Origin of the sequence: Brucella daejeonensis (genome assembly GCF_014199265.1) — a bacterium.
Lineage (GTDB): Bacteria > Pseudomonadota > Alphaproteobacteria > Rhizobiales > Rhizobiaceae > Brucella > Brucella daejeonensis.
The window spans coordinates 14,673-31,892 of record NZ_JACIJG010000012.1; the positions used below are offsets into that span (position 1 = coordinate 14,673).

Genomic DNA, 17,220 nt, shown 5'->3' on the forward strand with positions numbered 1-17,220 from the left:
CCAACGCGGAGCCGGTTTGCCTTGCCGCCGGTTCCGCACCAAGCGGGACGTGCATATGGCTGTCTATCTGATAAAACGCATATTCGCGCTGGTGCCGGTTCTGTTGCTGGTATCGATTTTTGTTTTCCTCCTCCTGAGACTTACACCGGGCGATCCGGCCGCCATCCTCGCAGGCGATGCCGCGACGACCGAACAACTGGAACGCATTCGTGAGGCCATGGGCCTCAATGAGCCGATCCTGACGCAATATTTCACCTGGATGGGCAGGATATTCCGGGGCGATCTCGGCGTTTCGCTGATTTCCGGCGTTCCGGTGCTGGACATGATCTCGCAGCGCATCGGCCCAACGATTTCGATTGCCGTTCTGACCATCATAATCGCCGTACTGGCGGCAATTCCAATGGGGGTGGTGGCGGCTTGGCGCCACCGGTCGTGGATCGATTATCTGGTGATGAGCTTTTCGGTTCTTGGGTTTTCCGTGCCGGTCTTCCTTGTCGGCTATGTGCTCCTTCTCATTTTCTCGGTCAATCTGGGCTGGCTTCCGGTACAGGGCTTCAAGCCGATTTCGTCCGGCTTCGGCAGTTTCTTGGAACGAGCCATCTTGCCTGCTCTCACACTGGCCTCGATCTATATCGCGCTCATCGCCTGCATGACGCGTGCGGCAATGCTCGACGTTCTGGGCGAGGATTATATTCGCACCGCACGCGCCAAGGGTGTGAGCGACCGTCGCCTTCTCTTCGTTCATGCGTTGAAGAATGCCGCCGTGCCGGTCGTCACCATCGTTGGCACTGGGTTTGCACTGCTGATCTCCGGCGTCGTGGTCACCGAAAGCATCTTCAACATCCCCGGTATCGGTCGCCTGACCGTCGATGCCGTGCTTGCCCGCGATTATCCGGTCATTCAGGCCATGATCCTGCTGACGAGCGCGCTCTATGTCTTCGTCAACCTGCTGATCGATCTCTCCTACACATTGTTCGACCCGAGGATTCGCTATTGATGCGCTCAGAACCGACATCGGCTGGCATGAATTGGATGCTTCGCCTGTTCTCTTTGCCGCGCGTCGCTCGCGTCGGCATCGGGCCACTGATTGCGGGTGTGCTTCTCGCCGCAATTGTTCTTCTAACCCTGATTTCGCCATGGATTGCACCTCACGATCCGCTGGCCATAAACCCGATGATGCGGCTCAAGCCACCATCGGACGAATACATGCTGGGTACCGATAATTACGGTCGCGATCTCTTCTCGCGCATGATCCTCGGTGGACGCATTTCCCTGCTGATCGGGATATTTGCGGCTGCGGCATCGATTGCGGTCGGTGTGTTCATCGGCCTGATAGCGGGTTTCTTCCGCACGGCCGATGCGATCATCATGCGCATGATGGATGCCTTGATGGCCATGCCTTCGATCCTGATCGCCATTGCTCTCGTCGCACTCAACGGACCGTCCATCGGCTCGGTCATCGTGGCCATTACCATTCCGGAAATTCCGCGCGTGGTGCGTCTGGTGCGTTCCGTCATTCTGAGCGCCAGAGAGGAGCCATATGTGGAGGCCGCGCTGGCGCTCGGCTCCAGCACACCGAAGATTCTCTTCCGGCATCTTTTGCCTAATACGATGGCCCCGCTAATCGTGCAGGGAACCTATATCGTCGCCTCCGCAATCCTCACCGAAGCGATCCTTTCATTTCTCGGTGCGGGCATCAGCACGGAAATTCCGACCTGGGGCAATATCATGGCCGAAGGCCGTCAGTTCTTCCGTATCAAGCCCTCGATCGTGCTGTGGCCGGGGCTGCTGCTGACGCTTTGCGTTCTTTCGATCAATCTTCTGGGCGATGCGGCGCGCGATACGCTCGATCCGCGCCTGAAAAAGCGGGAGGGCTGACATGGAACTGCGAAATCGCGATTTCTCGTCGGAAGCGGTTGTGCTGGAAGTAGACAATCTCGTCGTAGCACTTCCTGGCGGGACGCCGGTTCTGCGCGGCGTGAGCTTCGATATCCGGAAAGGGGAAACGGTCTGTCTCGTCGGCGAGTCCGGTTCCGGAAAATCCGTCACCTCCCTGACGGCGATGGGGCTTTTGCCGCAAAACGCATTGCGAGTGAAAAGCGGCGCAATTCGGCTCGATGGAAAGAATCTCCTGCAACTCTCATCCGCAGAGATGAAGCAGATGCGCGCAACGCGCATTTCCATGATCTTTCAGGAACCGATGACCGCGCTCAACCCGGTCATGCGGGTAGGGGAACAGATCACGGAAGTTCTGGATATTCACACCGGACTGTCGGCGGCAGACAAACGCGCCAGGGTGATCAACATCATGGAGCAGGTTCACCTGCCGGATGTGGAGCGCATCTATCAGAGCTATCCGCACCAGCTTTCGGGCGGACAGCGCCAGCGCATCATGATCGCCATGGCGCTTGTTCTTGAGCCGGCGGTGCTGATTGCAGACGAGCCGACCACGGCGCTCGATGTGACGACGCAAAAGCAAATATTGTCGCTCATCGCCGAACTACAGGAAAAGCACGGCACCGCCGTTTTGTTCATCACACATGATATGGGCGTTGTGGCTGAAATCGCGGATCGCGTCTGCGTGATGCGCAATGGCGAGATCGTCGAGCGCGGGACAATCCGGCAAGTCCTGTCCGCGCCGCAACAGCAATATACCAAGGATTTGCTCAGTTCGGTCCCGAGCCTCATTCCACGCTCGGCGCGGATACAGCAGGAGCACAAGGCCGTCATTCGGGTACACGATCTCGGCATGACCTATCGCAGCGGGGGTCTTTTCAGGCGGAAGCCGGGTGTCAAAGCCTCGCGTGAAGTGAGCTTCGAACTACAGCCGGGACGCACGCTCGGTATCGTCGGCGAGTCCGGCTCCGGCAAGACCACCGTGGCGCGTTCGGTCATGCGGCTGATCGAGCCGACGGAGGGGCAGATATTCGTGGACGGGCAGGACATTGCCCATCTCGGCAAGCGGGAGATGAAGCCTTTCCGAAAAAAACTGCAAGTGGTGTTTCAGGACCCGTTCCGCTCACTCAATCCCCGCTGGACCATTGAGCAAAGCCTGACCGAAGGGCCGCTCAATTATGGCGTTCCCTATGAGAAAGCCGTGGCCGAAGCCAGACGTCTGCTGCGTATCGTTTCGCTGCCCGAAGATGCGCTGAAGCGTTATCCGCATCAATTCTCCGGCGGACAGCGGCAACGCATTGCGATTGCCCGGGCTGTTGCGCTTCGTCCTGACATTCTGGTGGCGGACGAGGCCGTCTCGGCGCTCGATGTATCGGTGCAGGCGCAGGTTCTCGACCTTCTGGCGGAGCTTCAGAAGGATACCGGTATCGCAATCATCTTCATTACGCATGATCTGCGTGTCGCAGCGCAGATTTGCGATGACGTGCTGGTGATGAAGCGCGGACAGGTGGTTGAGCAGGGCAATGCTGCCGATGTGCTCGGCAACCCTTCCCACGAATATACGCGCTCATTGATTGAAGCGGCTCCCGGTCGCTTCTGGGATTTTGCGGCTGGACGTCCTGCTGCCTGACCGACGGGCCGATGCTCACGGCCCCGGTTATCTTCAATTGTTTCACACAGGAATAAAATCATGCCCATCATACCGTTTATCGAGGAGAACGCCGACGAGATGCGGGCGGTCTTCGAGGATCTGCATCGTCATCCGCAAATCGGCTTTGAGGAGAAACACGCTTCGGGCGTCGTCACGGCTCTTCTGGAAAAGTGGGGTTTCGACGAGGTTCATACCGATATCGCCACGACCGGCGTTGTAGGTATCCTGAAAGGTCGAAATGCAGGCAATCGTCGGGTCGGCCTGCGTGCAGACATGGACGCCCTGCCCATCGATGAGATCTCGGGCGTTCCTTATACATCGAAAAATCCCGGTCGCATGCATGCCTGTGGTCACGACGGGCATACGACGATGCTTCTGGGCGCTGCGCAATATCTGGCCGCTACACGTAATTTCGAAGGCGATGTGGCGTTTATTTTCCAACCAGCCGAAGAGGGTCTTGGCGGCGCGCGCACCATGATCGCCGAAGGATTGTTCGAGCGCTTTCCATGCGACGAAATCTACGGAATGCACAATCAGCCATTGGGTACTCTTGGCAAGGCGGCCATTCGCAAGGGTGCCGCTATGGCTGGCGCAAGCTTCTTCGACATCAAACTGACCGGAAAGGGCAGTCACGCGGCGCAGCCGCATAATGCGCGCGATGTGCTGGTGATCGGCGCTGATCTGGTCGGTCAGTTGCAGACCATCGTATCGCGCAATATTCCGGCCACCGATGCCTGTGTCGTTTCCTGCACGCAGTTTCACACCGGCAGCGCCTATAATATCGTGCCTGAGACTGCCACGATTACCGGCACCATCCGTTATTTCGATAAGCGCGTCTGCGATCTTGCCGAAAGCCGCCTGCGCGAGATTTGCGCGGGCGTTGCTGCGGGTTACGGCATTACTGTCGATGTCGACCTGCGCAACGTATTCGATGTCCTGCGAAACGATCACGAACTGGCGGATGCCTATATCGCGGCGGCACGCGATGTTCTGGGCGATGAAAATGTTCGCGACGATTGCCCTGCTTTCATGGGCAGCGAGGATTTCGCCGACATGCTCGCGTGCGTGCCCGGTGCCTATATCAATGTGATGCACGGCGGCAAGGCCGCTCTTCATAATCCGGCCTTTACGCTCGATCCCGCGACGCTGCCGATCGGCGCGTCGATCTATGCCCGTATCGTTGAAACCCGTCTGCCCGTGAACAAGGAATTAGCAGCATGAGCGCGCAAGAACTGCCGTTTGACCTTGATGACATGATTGCGCGCCTGCGCCCATGGATTGAAACCGAGAGTCCCACTTTCGATGCCGCTGCCGTGAACCGCATGGTGGATGCTGCGGCCTATGATTTTGCCGCCGCTGGAGCGAGCGTCGAGTACATTCCCGGTCGCATGGGGTTTGGCGGCTCGCTGCGCGCCCGTTTCCCACATGCGGATCAGGGCAAGCCCGGCATTCTGGTTTCCGGCCATCTCGACACTGTTCATCCCCTCGGTGTCATCAACATCAATCCCTTCCGCCGCGAGAATGGCCGGATTTACGGACCGGGCATTCAGGATATGAAAGGCGGCAATTTTGTCGCCCTTGAAGCCATGCGCCAGATTGCGCGAAACGGGCTTGCGACAAAACTTCCGGTCACATTCCTGCTCACGCCGGATGAAGAAGTCGGGACGCCATCGACACGCGACCTGATCGAACAGGAAGCGCTGAAGAACAAATATGTGCTTGTTCCAGAACCGGCGCGTCGCGACGGCGGTGCGGTGGTGGGGCGTTACGCCATTGCACGCTACAATCTCGAAACGGTCGGCAGGCCGAGCCATGCCGGTTGGCTGCTCAAGGAAGGCCGTTCGGCCATCCGCCGCATGGCGGAGAAGATCATCGAGATCGAAGCTCTTACGACTGACGACTGTACCTTTTCGGTCGGTGTCATTCAGGCCGGGCAATGGGTGAACTGCGTCTCGTCAAGCTGCAGGGCGGAAGCCTTGAGCATGGCCAAGACCCAGCAGGATCTGGACGACGGCGTTGCGCGGATCATGGCGCTGGCTGGAGGCAAGGACGATGTCGAGTTCATTGTTACTCGCGGCGTTACACGGCCGGTCTGGGAACACGGGCAACCGCAGGACATGAAGCTTTTCAACTTTGCAAACGACATTGCCAGGGAGATCGGCTTCACGATGACCGCCCAGAGTTCGGGTGGCGGATCGGACGGCAATTTCACCGGCGCGCTTGGCGTTCCGACACTGGACTCCATCGGCGTTCGCGGGGAGGGCCTGCACACGCTTGGCGAACATATTTTCGAGGACAGCCTGATTGAGCGCGCCCGACTTCATGCCGGGCTCTTCTTGCGGCTTGAGTAAACGGTACGGGTGCAGTCATGTCCGATACGAGGCTTGCGGCCCGGAAGGTTCCGGGCCTGAAGGGCGACGTCACGATCAATGTGGACCGGTGGGGCATTGCCCATATCAGTGCCGGAAACCTGCATGATCTGTTTTTTGCGCAGGGCTGGAACGCCGCGCGCGATCGTCTCTGGCAGATCGATATTGCTCGCAAGCGGGGGCTTGGCCTTTTGGCGCGCGATTTCGGTCCCGGTTATCTTGAGCAGGACAGGGCTGCGCGGCTGCTTCTCTATCGTGGCGATATGGCGCTGGAATGGAAAGCCTATGGGCCGGATTCGGAAGAAATCTGTACGGCCTTCACTGAGGGGATCAATGCCTATATCGACGCCTGCGATGCGGGCACGATCGCGCTGCCGCCGGAATTTGCATTGCTCGGGAACCGGCCCGACCGGTGGAAGGCCGAGGATGTGGTGCGTGTGCGGACCCATTCATTGACTCGCAATGCTTCCTCCGAACTGTTGCGCTCAAAAGTGATGGCAGCGGCGGGTGTGGAATTGGGTGCGAAGCTGGACCTGCTTCGCAAGCAATTATCCCATGGCGTTGAACCGAGACCGGTTGATGGGTTTGATCCGGCAGTTATGACGGATCGCGTGCTCCGCGATTTCAATCTTGCAGTCAGCCCGGCCACCTTCTCAAAGGACAGGCTTGCCGCGACGCTTGATGAAGCCAGTTTGTGGACGAGCGTTACGCCCTCAGGCGACATTGTCAGAGCGTCTTTTGAAGAGGGCTCCAACAACTGGGCCATATCGGCAGATAAGACGACGACGGGACGGCCCATACTGGCGCTCGACCCACATCGCACGCATGTGCTGCCGTCGATCCGTTATGTCGTGCATCTTACGATGCCGGGACTGGATGTGATCGGCGCTGGCGAGCCAATGGTGCCGGGTATTTCCATGGGACACAATGGTACCGCAGCTTTCGGCCTCACCATTTTCGGAGCGGATCAGGAAGATATTTACGTCTATCGAACGCAGGAGGGCGATCCGGACCAATACAGCTATCGAGATAACTGGGAAACGGTCTCGACGGTCACCGAAACCATTCCGGTGAAGGGGCACCCGGACCAGACCGTTGAACTGAAGTTCACGCGGCATGGTCCGCTTATCTATCAGGATGCCAGAAACAATCGCGCTTTCAGTCTGCGGTCGGTCTGGATGGATGCGGGGATGGCACCTTATATGGCAAGCCTTTCCGTCATGAGGGCAAAGACCTATGCTGAATATTCGAGCGCACTGGAAGGCTGGGGCTGTCCGTCGGTCAACCACATCTATGCGGATACAGCCAATACAATTGCATGGAAACCTTCCGGCGCTTCCCCCATCCGCGATAATTGGGACGGGCTGCTCCCGGTGCCCGGTGATGGTCGTTACGAGTGGAACGGGTATCTTCCGCCAAAGTCGGGACCATTTGAAATAAACCCGTCGCGCGGGTTCATTGCGACGGCCAATGCCATGAACGTGCCGGACGCTTGGGCAGCGTCAAATCCGCCCGTCGGTTATGAATGGCTCGACAGCAGCCGGCATGAGACTTTGCATCGCGAACTGGCACGCCCTGCACTGATCTCGCTGGAAGATTGCGCACGGTTGCAGTGCTCGACTTTTTCACCCATCGCCATACGGGTGTTGGATAGCCTTAAGGCAATGTTTGGTTCGGACAATGAACCGCGCCCATGGCGGTTTTTGAGCGACTGGGACGGCGATCTGGGCGCTGGCTCGGGGCAAGCCGCCCTTTTCGAGATATGGTTCAGCAAGCATCTGGGACCGCTGGCAGCCCGCATGGAAGGGGCCACGCCGGAAGTTGCTTCATTGCTGGTACCTTTCGATCCACCCAGCATCGCTTCGTGGCTTGAAAAGGCAGCGCTAACCGCACGACATGCCGGGCTTGTCCGCCAAAGCCTTTCCGATGCCTGGGCGGAATGTGCCTCTTTAATGGGAGCCGATCCATCAAACTGGTCCTGGGGACACATCCATAAACTGAAGCTGGTCCATCCGTTGCAGTCGTTTACGGATGAAGAGTGGTCTTTGCCGCCCATCGCGCTTGGTGGAAGCAGTTCGACACTCAATTACGCCAATTACCGCCTTGCGGATTTTTCTGTTGTCGCGGGGCCATCGGTCCGAATGGTGATAGACGTGGGCGATTGGGATAACAGCCTCTTCATCAATAATCCGGGGCAATCGGGTGTGCCCGGTTCGCCTCATTATCAGGATCTTTTCGCCAATTGGCACGATGGAAGTCATTGTCCGATGGTCTATTCGCAAAAGGCTATAGAAGCTGCAACGGTACGGACAATCATATTGAAAGCGTAGCCAGTCAGGCCCCCGACAGCTTCTGCTGGCCAGCGCAACCGCCGTTTCCATGGCGGAAACATCCGTGCCCAATTTCATATACTTGCTTTTTTTCAAAAGATTGCAGACGTTGGGATCTGGACTCCGATCGGGGAGATCACTGGAGGGAGACATGCAGCATTTCAGACTGAAATCACTTTCTCTTGCCGTTCTGATTACCACTGCCATAAATCTGCCTTCGGCGTTTGCTGCTTCGCCAGCACCTGCCGAGGGTGAGAACGGCATGGTGGTTACGGCACAGCATCTGGCCTCACAGGTCGGGATCGATGTGCTCAAGAGTGGCGGCAATGCTGTCGATGCGGCTGTTGCGGTTGGTTATGCGCTGGCCGTGGTATATCCAACAGCCGGTAATCTTGGCGGCGGCGGTTTCATGACCATCCGCTTCAAGGACGGCAAGACCACTTTCCTTGACTTTCGCGAGCGCGCGCCGCTCGCTGCCACCAAGACGATGTATCTGGATAAGGGCGGCAACCCTGTCAAGGGAGCGAGTACGGATACTTATCTTGCCATCGGCGTGCCGGGTTCCGTGGCCGGTTTCGAGGAGGCGCGCGAGAAATATGGGACTCGCAAGCGCGAGGAACTGATCGAGCCGGCGCTGAAACTCGCCAAGGAGGGCTTTACGCTTGAATTGGGTGACATTCTTTCCTTTGCCGATGGCAATGAAAGACTTGCGAAAGACCCGGCGGCGGCAAAAATTTTCCTGAAAGATGGAAAACCGTTGGCACTGGGCGACAAGCTTGTCCAACCGGATCTGGCAAAGTCGCTCGCCTTCATTTCCGAGAAGGGGGCTCCCGCCTTTTATGACGGCGAAATCGCCGATCTGATCGTCAAGTCGAGCACGGAAAACGGCGGTATTCTCGCCAAGGCGGACTTCGAGCAGTACAAGGTACGCGAATTGGAGCCGGTCAAATGCAGCTATCGCGGCTATGACATCGTTTCGTCGCCGCCGCCCTCGTCAGGCGGCTTGATAATCTGCGAGATTCTCAACGTGCTAGAAGGCTACCCGGTTTCCTATCTGGGTTATGGTTCCGCGGAGACGACGCGCCTGATGGTCGAGGCGATGCGCTATGCTTATGTGGACCGCAATACCGCGCTGGGTGATCCGGATTTCGTCAAAAATCCGGTGGAAAAACTCACCAGCAAAGCCTATGCGGAAGAAATTCGCGGTCGCATCGACCCTTATCGCGCAGGTGTCAGTGAAGCGCTCAAGCCGGCAGAATTCACCGAATCCAAGGAAACCACCCATTACTCCATCATCGATAAGGACGGTAATGCGGTTGCGGTAACTTATACGCTGAACGGATCATTCGGCACGGCCAAGGTTGCGGAGGGAACCGGTATTCTTCTCAACAACGAGATGGACGATTTTACCGCCAAGCCGGGTGTTGCCAATCTTTACGGTCTGATACAGGGCGAAGCCAACGCCATCGAGCCGCGCAAGTCACCGCTTTCCTCCATGAGTCCGACCATCGTGTCGAAGGACGGGAAGCCGTTCATGGTCATCGGAAGCCCCGGCGGTTCGCGTATCATCACGATCACGCTTCAGGCGATCATGAACGTCATCGATCATGGCATGGATATTCAGGAGGCGATCGACGCTCCGCGCATCCATCATCAGTGGCTGCCCGACCGGGTCTATATGGAAGCCAACGCATTGTCGCCCGATACGGTCAGACTGCTGACCGGCATGGGCTATAAGGTTGGCGAGGACAAGGACTGGCCGGTCTGGGGCGAGGCGGCAGGCATTCTCGTCGGCGGCAAGGACATGGCGGCCATCGAAAAGGGTGGCGACAACCATTATTACGGCGCTATCGACAGTCGAGCCGTTGCCGGGGCTGCGCTGGGCTATTAATTCAAGGCGTTAATGCTATCCACGTCTTGAAAATGCTCAATTCCCAATAGCCCTAAACAAAGCCCGGTGAGTTTCACTCATCGGGCTTTGTTATTACCAGAATTTTGCAAATCATTCCCAGTTGCAAATTTCGGCGTGATATGTCACGAATTAATTGCGAATGATTTGCAATTGCATTGTTGTGGTGGCGTGAATGCTGAAAGGGATGAATACGGGATATGTTGAATCGTATCGGACATAGCGTACGCGCCGGGCTTGCTGCCATGGCGTTTGTCGGCCTGATGGCCTGCGCAGCGCAGGCGGATGACGGCAAGGCGCCAGCAAAATTCAAGGTGGTGACGACTTTCACTATTATCGCCGACATGGCGAAAAATGTGGCGGGCGATGCTGCGATCGTGGAATCGATCACGAAGCCGGGCGCGGAAATTCACGATTATCAGCCCACGCCGGGCGATATTCTCAAGGCACAGGATGCTCAACTGATCTTGTGGAACGGGTTGAATCTCGAGCGCTGGTACGAACGTTTTTTCCAGAATCTGGACGACGTTCCGGGCGTCGTGGTTACGGAAGGCATCGCACCGATGAGCGTTGCTGAAGGGCCGTACACGGGCAAACCTAATCCGCACGCATGGATGTCACCCAAAAATGCGCTGATCTATGTCGATAATATTCGCAAAGCGCTGGCCGAACACGACCCCGCCAACGCCTCGATCTATGCGGCGAATGCCGAGGCCTATAAGAAGAAGATCATGGATGCCATCGGCCCGATTGAAGCGAAGCTTACGGCCGTGCCTGAAAATCGTCGCTGGCTGGTGACGAGCGAAGGCGCATTCAGTTATCTTGCTCGCGATTTCGACCTCAAGGAACTTTATCTCTGGCCGATCAATGCTGACCAGCAGGGCACCCCGCAGCAGGTGCGCCGGGTGATCGATGCGATGAAGGCCAACGAGATATCCGTCATTTTCAGCGAAAGCACGGTGTCGCCCAAGCCCGCCCAGCAGGTGGCCCGCGAAACGGGTGCGAAATATGGAGGCGTGCTCTATGTGGATTCGCTCAGCGATCCCGACGGACCGGTGCCAACCTATATCGACCTCTTGCGCGTGACTTCGGACCGGATTGCCAAGGGATTTGCGGAATGAATGCGCCCCTGTCCTTTACCCCGTCGCTCAATCTTTCCGGTCAAGCCGGGGCTGGGCTTGCCGTGTATGATGTCACCGTCACTTATCGCAACGGCCATACCGCTCTCCACGATGCGAGTTTCGAGATACCGACCGGTACCATCAGCGCCCTGGTAGGCGTCAATGGCAGTGGAAAATCGACGTTGTTCAAGGCGATCATGGGTTTCGTAAGGCCTTCGAAAGGCACGATTTCCATCCTCGGTGAGCCGACCGGTCAGGCGCTCAAAAAGAATGTGGTGGCCTATGTGCCGCAGAACGAGGATGTCGACTGGAATTTCCCCGTTCTGGTCGAGGATGTGGTGATGATGGGGCGCTATGGTCATATGAACATGCTGCGAATCCCGAAGATGCGCGACCATGAGGCCGTGGCTTCCGCGCTGGAGCGGGTCGGCATGGGCGATTTCCGCAAGCGGCAGATCGGCGAACTGTCTGGAGGCCAGAAGAAGCGCGTTTTTCTTGCCAGGGCGCTGGCGCAGGACGGACAGGTCATCCTGCTCGACGAGCCTTTCACGGGCGTCGATGTCAAGACGGAAGACGCTATCATCGAGCTGTTGCGATCCTTGCGGGACGAGGGGCGGGTGATGCTGGTTTCAACGCATAACCTCGGCAGCGTACCGGAATTCTGTGACCGCACGATCCTCATCAATCGCACCGTTCTTGCGTACGGGCCGACAGCGCAGGTCTTCACGCAGGAGAATCTGGAAAAAACTTTCGGCGGCGTGCTTCGTCATGTCGTTCTGGGCCGCAGCGACGGGATCGATATCATCAGCGACGACGAGCGACCGCTCGTGCTGCCCGAGGATGGGCGGAAGAGGCGGCGATGACGGCTCTTCTCCTGGAACCTTTTACCTATGGCTATATGGTCAATGCCATGTGGGTCAGCGCACTGGTCGGCGGGGTCTGCGCCTTTCTGTCGGTTTATCTCATGCTCAAGGGCTGGTCGCTGATAGGCGATGCGCTCTCCCACTCCATCGTGCCGGGCGTGGCTGGCGCTTATATGCTAGGCCTGCCTTTCTCGATCGGCGCCTTCTTCTCCGGCGGGCTTGCCGCCGCAGCCATGCTGTTTTTGAACCAACGCACGCGCCTGAAGGAAGATGCGGTGATTGGCCTGATCTTTACCGCCTTCTTCGGGCTGGGGCTGTTCATGGTGTCGCTATCGCCGACCTCGGTCAATATTCAGACCATCGTGCTCGGCAATATTCTGGCCATCACGCCGGAGGATACGCTGCAACTCGCCATTATCGGCTTCGTGTCGCTCACCATACTCCTCGTCAAATGGAAAGACCTGATGGTGACGTTTTTCGATGAAAACCATGCGCGTTCCATTGGTCTCAATCCGACCTTTCTGAAAGTCGTCTTCTTCACGCTCCTTGCCGCCTGCACAGTGGCGGCGCTGCAGACAGTCGGAGCGTTTCTGGTTATCGCCATGGTGGTCACGCCGGGGGCAACGGCCTATCTCCTGACCGACCGTTTTCCCCGTCTCCTGATAATCAGCGTCGTCATCGGCACGGCAACCAGTTTCGCGGGAGCCTATTTCAGCTATTTTCTGGACGGGGCGACGGGCGGTATCATCGTTGTGCTACAGACGCTCATCTTCCTCATGGCATTCTTCCTTGCGCCGAAACACGGTATGCTGGCAGCCCGCAGACGCGCTGCCCAAGCGCTGGAGGGCGTCCGATGAGTCTTCTGGACACGCTTCTCCTGCCTTTCCAGTTCGGGTTCATGCGCCACGCGCTTTTGATCTCCGTTCTGGTCGCGGTTCCTGCGGCGCTACTCTCCTGCTTCCTCGTGCTCAAGGGGTGGTCGCTGATGGGCGATGCGATCTCGCACGCGGTTTTCCCTGGCGTGGTGATTTCCTACATCATCGGAATACCGTTCGCGATCGGTGCTTTCATAGCCAGCATGATCTCTGCGCTTGCGACGGGATTCCTGAAGGAAAACAGCCGCATCAAGCAGGATACGGTTATGGGTGTGGTCTTTTCCGGCATGTTCGGCCTCGGCATTGTACTCTATACCAAGATCCAGTCAGAAGTGCATCTCGACCATATCCTGTTCGGTGACATGCTTGGCGTCAGTGTGAGGGACATTCTCGAAACCGGAATAATCGCCGTCGTTACATCGGGAATCATCGCGCTCAAATGGCGCGATCTTCTGCTTCATGCGTTCGACGCGGTACAGGCAAAGGTCGTCGGCCTGCCGGTCCGCCTCCTGCATTATGGTCTGCTCGCCATCATATCGCTGACGATTGTCGGCGCGCTGAAAGCGGTCGGCGTCGTCCTCGCAGTCGCCATGCTGATTGCCCCTGGAGCCATCGCTTTCCTGCTGACGCGGGCATTCGGTCCGATGCTGGTTCTGTCGGTGGTAATTGCCGCTCTCGCTTCCTTCTTCGGCGTCTATGTGAGTTTCTTCATCGATAGCGCCCCCGCACCGACCATCGTCCTTTTGATGACCGCAATTTTCATCGTCGCCTTCCTGTTTTCACGCGTTGCCGGGATGCTGGCAATCTCACGATAAACGGTCAGCAAGTGTTCCCATCTTCTGCGAAATCGCCGGATATCCAAAAAGCAGCGGTTGACAATCGGCCTCAACCTTTTCATGGTTCCCGACACAATCTCAACATAATCCACGTGGGACGAGGGATCGGCGTTATGAAATTTGGAAGCAAAATCCGCCGCTTGGCTGTCGCGGCCGTCGCGGGTGCCGTGGCTTTGGGAGCGAGCTTCGCTGTCGCACAGGCTCCGGCATTTTTCCGCATTGGTACCGGCGGTACGGCTGGGACCTATTATCCGATTGGCGGACTGATCGCGAATGCGATTTCCGGTGCCGGCGAAAAGGGTGTACCGGGCCTCGTGGCGACGGCTGTTTCTTCGAACGGTTCGGTCGCGAATATCAACGCAATCCAGTCGGGCTCTCTGGAATCCGGCTTCACACAGTCCGACGTCGCCTATTGGGCTTATAGCGGCACTGGCCTCTATGACGGCAAGGGCAAGGTGGAAGACCTTCGCCTTCTCGCCACGCTTTATCCCGAAACGATCCATATCGTGGCGCGGAAAGACGCAAACATCAAATCGGTAGCCGATCTCAAGGGCAAGCGCGTTTCGCTGGACGAGCCGGGTTCGGGCACCATCGTCGATGCGCGTATCGTTCTGGAAGCCTATGGGCTGACCGAGGACGACATCAAGGCCGAACACCTGAAGCCGGGACCGGCGGGCGAGCGCCTGAAGGACGGCGCGCTTGATGCCTATTTCTTCGTTGGCGGTTATCCGACGGGTGCGATTTCGGAACTGGCTACCTCTAACGGCATTTCGCTTGTTCCGATCTCCGGGCCGGAAGCCGACCAGATTCTGGAGAAATATTCCTTCTTCTCGAAGGACCTGGTTCCTGCCGATACCTACAGGGACGTCGGCGAGACACCGACTCTTGCCGTTGCCGCGCAGTGGGTCACGAGCGCCAAGCAGCCGGATGATCTGGTCTACAACATCACGAAGGTTCTCTGGAACGACGATACGCGCAAGGCACTCGATGCCGGTCACGCAAAGGGCAAGCTCATCAAGCTCGATACGGCGACGACCAGTCTCGGCATCCCGCTGCATCCCGGCGCGGAACGCTTCTACAAGGAAGCGGGTGTGCTGAAATAGTCTTTTGAAGACCGTTTCGGTATCCGGACGATCTTATTTTGAACTGAATGGTGACATTGCGGCGGCTCGTTGTTCGAGCTGCCGCGTTTCCGTTTCCTGATCCAGCCTGTTGAAAATGCACGACCGGCAAAGTGGAGTTGGGCCGTATGACTCAAGAAGAAAACGCAAAGCTTTCGCCGATGGAGCTAGATGAATCCAAGGCAAGAGAGCTTGAAGAAAAATTCGACTCTGAAATCCGCTTTCGCCCGCTGGCGCCTCTGGCTGCCCGCATTGTCGGGGCCTTGCTCATAATTCTGTCGATCTTCCATTATTATACGGCAGGTTTCGGCCTTCTGCCGGAAATGGTGCATCGCGGCGTTCACCTGTCCTTCGTGCTGGGACTGGTCTTTCTGGTCTTTCCCTTTTCCCGCAAAGGCTATGACAAGCCTGCAACGTCATCGCTGCTGCGGCCGCTGGGGATATCGATCATCGACTGGGCGCTGGCGATCATTGCGGTCGTGGCGGTCGTGCATGTTCCGCTGATCCCGCTCGACGATCTCGCTTTCCGTGTCGGCAATCCCACGACGACCGATGTCGTGCTCGGCGGTCTTCTCATTCTTGTTCTGCTGGAAGCCACGCGTCGTTCGGTCGGCTGGCCGCTGCCGATCATCTCCATCCTGTTCATGCTTTATGCGCTCTACGGCCCTTCCATGCCGGGCATTCTGGTCCATCCGGGAGCAACCTTCAGCCAGCTTGTGAACCATCTTTACCTCACCACGCAGGGCATTTACGGCATCGCGCTCGGTGTGGTCGCCACTTACGTGTTCCACTTCGTGCTGTTCGGTGTTTTTGCTACGCGTATTGGCCTCGGCCAGCTCTTTCTCGACTGTGCGGCCTGGGTTGCCGGACGCTTCGCCGGCGGCCCGGCCAAGGTGTCGATCTTCGGCTCGGCCCTGTTTGGCATGATTTCCGGCTCTTCCGTCGCCAATACGGTGACGGTCGGCTCGCTGACCATCCCGGCAATGATCCGTCTGGGTTACAAGCGCCATTTCGCTGCGGCCGTGGAATCGGCATCCTCGACCGGAGGGCAGATCACGCCGCCCATTATGGGCGCTGCCGCATTCCTGATGATCGAGTTTCTCAACCTTCCCTATACGACGATCATTCTCGCGGCCATCGTACCGGCCTTCATGCATTTCTTCGGCGTGTTGACGCAGGTGCATTTCGAGGCCAAGCGCAACGGCCTGCGCGGCATGACCAAGGAAGAGCTTCCCGATCTCAAGGAAGCATTCAAGCGCGACTGGCCGACGGTCATTCCGCTGGTCGTGCTGATTGCCGTGCTGCTTTCGGGTTACACACCTTATCTGGCCGCTTTCTGGGGCATCACGCTCTGCATCGCCGTCGGTCTTCTCAATCCGCGTAAGCGCATGACCATCGGTGAAGTCCTTGACGGTCTGCGTGACGGTGCGAAATATGCATTGGCCGTTGGCGCCGCCGCCGCAACGGTCGGCATCATTGTCGGCGTGGTTACGCTGACGGGCGTGGGCTTCAAGATTTCCTATATCGTCACGTCCACCGCGGCACAGCTCGCCGCCTTCTTCGGCACGGTTTTGCCCGTAAGCTGGTTTGCGCCGCAGGCGCTTACATTGCTCTTCACACTCATCATGACGGGCATTGTGTGCATCCTGATGGGCTGCGGCATCCCGACGACTGCCAATTATATCATCATGGCGACCATTGCCGCCCCCGCGCTTGGCCTGCTTGGTGTCGAGCCGATCGTGGCGCATTTCTTCGTGTTCTATTACGGGGTCCTTGCGGATATTACGCCGCCAGTCGCGCTGGCGGCTTATGCCGCGGCCGGAATGGCCGGGGCCGACCCGTTCAGGACGGGCAACACCGCATTCCGTCTCGGCATGGGTAAGGTTCTGGTGCCATTCGTGTTCGTCTTCTCGCCGTCACTGTTGTTGGTCACATCGAACTTCAACTGGCCGGATTTCTTTATTGCGTTTCTCGGCTGCACCATCGGCATTGCAGCGCTGGGAGCGGCGTTGTCCGGCTTCTTCCTGATCAGGACGAAGATATGGGAGAATGTGCTTCTCATCCTGGCGGCAGTGCTTCTGGTGGCGCCGGAAATCTACTCGTCCGTTATAGGCCTGTTGCTGCTCACTCCGGTCGTGCTTCGCCATCTGACCGGGCTTCGTCGACCTCAGGCGGCCTAAAATCTTCCCAAAGCGGGAACCGCCTATGCGGGAAAATCAGTCAGGGGACTGATTTTCCGGTCCCGCTTC

13 protein-coding genes are annotated in these 17,220 nt (G+C 57.8%); all 13 read left to right on the forward strand.

Annotation, left to right across the window (positions count from 1 at the left end; translation table 11 throughout):
* The first annotated feature begins 55 nt into the window (after nt 1-55).
* On the forward strand, nt 56-997 hold the full coding sequence (locus FHS76_RS15325) for an ABC transporter permease (protein ID WP_183654490.1): 942 nt from the start codon (nt 56-58) through the stop codon (nt 995-997).
* Between the two features lie 35 nt (nt 998-1,032).
* Nucleotides 1,033-1,878, forward strand: a complete 846-nt coding sequence (locus FHS76_RS15330) for an ABC transporter permease (RefSeq protein ID WP_235992698.1) — start codon at nt 1,033-1,035, stop codon at nt 1,876-1,878.
* Between the two features lies 1 nt (nt 1,879).
* On the forward strand, nt 1,880-3,526 hold the full coding sequence (locus FHS76_RS15335; RefSeq protein ID WP_183654496.1) for an ABC transporter ATP-binding protein: 1,647 nt from the start codon (nt 1,880-1,882) through the stop codon (nt 3,524-3,526).
* Between the two features lie 60 nt (nt 3,527-3,586).
* The gene (locus FHS76_RS15340; RefSeq protein ID WP_183654500.1) at nt 3,587-4,768 is read left to right on the forward strand and encodes a M20 aminoacylase family protein; all 1,182 of its coding nucleotides are present in this window, start codon (nt 3,587-3,589) and stop codon (nt 4,766-4,768) included.
* Nucleotides 4,765-5,898, forward strand: a complete 1,134-nt coding sequence (locus FHS76_RS15345; RefSeq protein WP_183654503.1) for a M20/M25/M40 family metallo-hydrolase — start codon at nt 4,765-4,767, stop codon at nt 5,896-5,898. Before FHS76_RS15340 ends, FHS76_RS15345 begins: the two co-directional genes overlap by 4 nt.
* A gap of 17 nt (nt 5,899-5,915) precedes the next feature.
* Nucleotides 5,916-8,246, forward strand: a complete 2,331-nt coding sequence (locus FHS76_RS15350) for a penicillin acylase family protein (RefSeq protein ID WP_183654506.1) — start codon at nt 5,916-5,918, stop codon at nt 8,244-8,246.
* Nucleotides 8,247-8,397: 151 nt separating this feature from the next.
* Nucleotides 8,398-10,137, forward strand: a complete 1,740-nt coding sequence (ggt, locus tag FHS76_RS15355) for a gamma-glutamyltransferase (protein WP_183654509.1) — start codon at nt 8,398-8,400, stop codon at nt 10,135-10,137.
* Between the two features lie 218 nt (nt 10,138-10,355).
* Nucleotides 10,356-11,276, forward strand: a complete 921-nt coding sequence (locus tag FHS76_RS15360; RefSeq protein ID WP_183654512.1) for a metal ABC transporter substrate-binding protein — start codon at nt 10,356-10,358, stop codon at nt 11,274-11,276.
* Entirely contained in the window at nt 11,273-12,139 is an 867-nt protein-coding gene (locus FHS76_RS15365; RefSeq protein ID WP_183654515.1) for a manganese/iron ABC transporter ATP-binding protein, read from the forward strand. The genes FHS76_RS15360 and FHS76_RS15365 overlap by 4 nt, the downstream gene beginning before the upstream one ends.
* On the forward strand, nt 12,136-12,996 hold the full coding sequence (locus tag FHS76_RS15370) for a metal ABC transporter permease (RefSeq protein WP_183654517.1): 861 nt from the start codon (nt 12,136-12,138) through the stop codon (nt 12,994-12,996). The genes FHS76_RS15365 and FHS76_RS15370 overlap by 4 nt, the downstream gene beginning before the upstream one ends.
* Entirely contained in the window at nt 12,993-13,829 is an 837-nt protein-coding gene (locus FHS76_RS15375; protein WP_183654520.1) for a metal ABC transporter permease, read from the forward strand. The genes FHS76_RS15370 and FHS76_RS15375 overlap by 4 nt, the downstream gene beginning before the upstream one ends.
* A gap of 134 nt (nt 13,830-13,963) precedes the next feature.
* Entirely contained in the window at nt 13,964-14,953 is a 990-nt protein-coding gene (locus FHS76_RS15380) for a TAXI family TRAP transporter solute-binding subunit (protein ID WP_183654522.1), read from the forward strand.
* Nucleotides 14,954-15,099: 146 nt separating this feature from the next.
* The gene (locus tag FHS76_RS15385) at nt 15,100-17,151 is read left to right on the forward strand and encodes a TRAP transporter permease (protein ID WP_183654524.1); all 2,052 of its coding nucleotides are present in this window, start codon (nt 15,100-15,102) and stop codon (nt 17,149-17,151) included.
* The last annotated feature ends 69 nt before the right edge of the window (nt 17,152-17,220 follow it).